This window comes from Aeromonas sp. 25-AL00135 (assembly GCF_054052385.1).
Window position 1 is genome coordinate 1 of sequence record NZ_JBSTYQ010000038.1, and the last position, 4027, is coordinate 4027.

The 4027-nt window shown below is 55.1% G+C and carries 3 protein-coding genes; all 3 read right to left on the minus strand.

Annotated features, from left to right (window positions below):
* Positions 1-200: 200 nt before the first annotated feature.
* Entirely contained in the window at positions 201-884 is a 684-nt protein-coding gene (locus ACW5XC_RS20315; RefSeq protein ID WP_042052814.1) for a TSCPD domain-containing protein, read from the minus strand.
* 10 nt (positions 885-894) lie between these two features.
* A complete protein-coding gene (locus ACW5XC_RS20320; protein WP_042052813.1) occupies positions 895-3042 on the minus strand; it encodes an adenosylcobalamin-dependent ribonucleoside-diphosphate reductase in 2148 nt (715 codons plus the stop codon).
* A gap of 211 nt (positions 3043-3253) precedes the next feature.
* Complete coding sequence (locus tag ACW5XC_RS20325; RefSeq protein ID WP_042052811.1) at positions 3254-3706, minus strand: pullulanase; 453 nt, start codon at positions 3704-3706, stop codon at positions 3254-3256.
* Positions 3707-4027 lie beyond the last annotated feature (321 nt).

Consider the following 4027-nt stretch of genomic DNA (forward strand, 5'->3'; position numbering starts at 1 on the left):
GAAATACAGAACCCCCGATGCGGTACATAGGGGGTTCTGAGTAGAGAAATGCTAGTTGAAAATGTGTAAACCTATTTCAGGACTAGACACGCGCAACAAGTCACTGGGCCGCCTGATTTGATTGCGCATAAAAACAGCAATAAAAAGACCGGCACTGTGGCCGGTCTTTTCTCTATCGTTCAACTACTTGGGCATGTCTGTCAGCCGCACTTGGAGTCGCCACAGTTGAGGCAGGTCATGCAGCCATCCTTCAGCACCAGCGCCTTGGTGTGGCACTTGTAGCAGAGCGCGGCATTGGCCGGGAAACCACTGCTCGCCTCCTGCTCTTCAGCCTCCTGAGCGGCTTTCAACTCGGCTTGCTTCTCGGCCAGAAACGCCTGCTGATGCTCATCCAATCCCGGCGCCTTGAGCATGCCGATCTCGGTGAGATGGCTCTCGATCACGTTGCCAATTTCGGCGATCAGCGACGGCACATACTTGCCCTTGTTCCAGTATCCGCCCTTGGGATCAAACACCGAGCGCAGCTCCTCGACCAGGAAGGTGACATCCCCACCCTTGCGGAATACCGCCGAGATGATGCGGGTCAGCGCCACGATCCACTGATAGTGCTCCAGGCTCTTGGAGTTGATGAAAATCTCGAACGGACGGCGAGTTTCGTGAACCGTGCCCTCGTTGAGAATGATGTCGTTGATGGTGATGAACAGCGAGTGCTCGGAGACATGCTCCGGCGTCTTCAGTTTGTAGGTGGTGCCCATCAGCCGCTCCGGGCGCAGCACGGTTTCGTGCATATGCACTACGTCATCCTGCACAGAGAGATCTTCTTGCGGCTCATCCTTGGTACGCACCTTGTAGGCGACGATTTTCTTGTCGATCTTCTTGACCATAATGTCGTTCTCAGAATTTACCGTAATAGCCTTCTTTCAAGGCGTCATAGAGGTTGGCAGCCGTATGCAGCTCGCCATCGTATTCGATCTCTTCATTCCCCTTGACGGAGATGACGGAACCATCCTCCAGGGTGAAATCGTACAGGGTGTTCTCCAGATCCTTCTCCTTCACCAGCACGCCCTGGAAGGCCTCCGGATTGAAGCGGAAGGTGGTGCAGCCCTTGAGGCCGGAGTCCGAGGCATACATGTAGATGTCCTTGAACTGCTCGAACGGGAAATCAGTCGGCACGTTGGCAGTCTTGGAGATGGAGGAGTCAATCCAGCGCTGGGCCGCCGCCTGAATGTCCACATGTTGCGCCGGGGTGATGTCATCAGCAGTAATGAAATAGTCCGGCAGACGGCTCGCGTCATCATCGGCATAGGGCATGGCGGATGGATTCACCAGCTCGCGATAGGCCAGCAGCTCGAAGGAGTAGACATCCACGCTCTCCTTGCTCTTCTTGCCCGGCTTGATGACGTTGCGGCTGTAGTGGTGAGCAAAGCTCGGCTCGATGCCGTTGCTGGCGTTGTTGGCCAGTGACAGCGAGATGGTGCCGGTAGGCGCAATACTGCTGTGGTGAGTGAAACGCCCACCCACTTCGGCCAGCTCGGCGACCAGCGCAGGATCTACCTCGGCAACCTGCTGCATATAGCGGCTATAACGCGCATGCAGCACCTTGCCCTTCACCTTGTCACCCACCTTGATGCCATCAGCCGCCATTTCCGGGCGCAGACGCAGCATCTTGCCAGTCACTTCAAACTCCTGCTCCATGATGGGGGCAGAGCCTTTCTCCTTGGCCAGACGCAGGGACTCCTGCCAGCCGGTCATCGCCAGCTCCTGGGATACCTGCTCGGTAAAAGCGACGGACGCGGCAGAACCGTACTTGATCTGCAGCATGGTCAGGGTCGAACCAAGCCCCAGGAAACCCATGCCGTGACGGCGCTTGGCTGTAATCTCCTCGCGCTGCTTGGCAAGCGGCAGCTGGTTGATCTCCACCACGTTGTCAAGCATGCGGGTGAAGATGGCCACCACCTTGCGAAACGCCTGCCAATCGAACGCCGCGTTTTCAGTAAACGGGTCGCGCACAAACTTGGTCAGATTGACCGAACCCAGCAGACAGGCACCGTAAGGCGGTAACGGCTGCTCGCCACAGGGGTTGGTCGCGCGGATCTCTTCACAGAACCAGTTGTTGTTCATCTGATTGACCTTGTCGATCAGGATGAAACCGGGCTCTGCATAGTCATAGGTGGAGGTCATGATGACATTCCACAGCTTACGGGCTGGCATGGTCTTGTAGACCTTACAAGCGACCTGCCCCAACTCGTTGAATACAACCCCTTCCTTGTTGGGCCAGTCGGCCCATAGCACCTGAGCGGGATCGTCCAGCGCAATGCCATCCTGCTCCACCTCTTTGGCGGTGTAGGGGAAGATCAGCGACCAAGGGGCATCCTCTTTCACCGCCTTGACGAAATCTTCGGTGATGAGCAGGGAGAGGTTGAACTGACGCAGGCGGCCATCTTCACGCTTGGCCTGAATAAACTCGATCACATCGGGATGGCGGATATCCATGGTGCCCATCTGGGCGCCGCGACGGCCACCGGCTGACGAGACGGTGAAACACATCTTGTCATATATATCCATAAAGGAGAGCGGGCCGGAAGTGTAGGCACCGGCACCGGAGACAAAGGCACCGCGCGGGCGCAGGGTCGAGAAGTCATATCCGATGCCGCAACCGGCTTTCAGGGTCAGGCCAGCCTCGTGCACCTTGCCGAGGATATCGTCCATCGAATCTTCGATGGTGCCGGAAACAGTGCAGTTGATGGTTGAAGTAGCAGGCTTGTGCTCAAACGCCCCGGCGTTGGAGGTGATGCGGCCCGCCGGAATGGCCCCATTGCGCAGCGCCCACAGGAACGGCTCATACCAGACCTCAGGCTCCAGCTCCTGCTCTGCCAACGCACGGGCTACCCGCTGGTAAGTCTCATCGATAGAGCTGTCGATGGGAGTGCCATCCTTGCTCTTGAGGCGATACTTGCCATCCCAGATCTCGAGGGACGTTTCCTGCATGGGGATAAGGCGGGAGCCAAGCTCACTCTCCAGCACCGGGTTCGATTTAGCCATTTTCAATCAACCTTATGTGAATGCATCAACATCATGACAACAGCAGAAAACACAACTAATGGTGCCGTCTAAAATTAATGACACAACATATAGTACACCTGATGCCATGAGGGCGCCGATTCTAACCTAAAAAAATGCCCCGGCCAGCAGATTTCTGGGCCGAGGCACTTAACTGATTAATTTACTGAGAGATTTAACACTCAGAGATAGATCAGGGCTTCTTGACGTAAACCGTCGGTGTTTCACCCGCCATATTCAGATAGAACTCGTAGACGCCATCGGCATCCGGTGAGAACTTCATGTCCTCATACTTGGAACAGGGGTTGACCGGCACAGCCTCACCACCCAGTACGGCAACACCATCACTCGGGCTCTTGTAGCCAAAGTTGGTACCGCAGCTCCAGCCTGAATCAGCAAACTTGAACTTGTAGGGGGCCCACTCTTTCTTGAGAGTGCCTTTGGCCATATAGAGTCTGTCGGCCACCTTGACAACCTTGCTTTCATCAGTCGCCATCCAGTCGTTCATCTCCCCACGCAGGTAGATGGACTTGCCACCGAAATCGCCGTTGTCTGCCCCAGCCTGCTCTGCACCACCATTGGATGCGCAACCGCCTAATACCAGGGTTCCCGCCGCCAGCATCATCGTTACTGTTCTTTTGAACATGGGTCTATTCCTTAAATTATTGTGATTCCTTGGTCCATCCATGTGGACTGAAGAATTAAACCAGAGCAGGCATCACAAGAAAGGTAGAGGCATCACATTCTGTACTTTTTGTATCCAACACATTGAACTAGTGAGCAAATATCGAACAGAAAAAGAGGTCGTTTTGGGGCTTTAGAAGGGTAATCAATGAATGACAAGAAGGGGAAAGTCTAATAATCCGGTGACGTGCCGAATTGCAGGCAATAAAAAACCCCGCTCGATGAGCGGGGTTCTTAAATTGGGTGCCTGGCAGTGTCCTACTCTCGCATGGCGAATGCCACA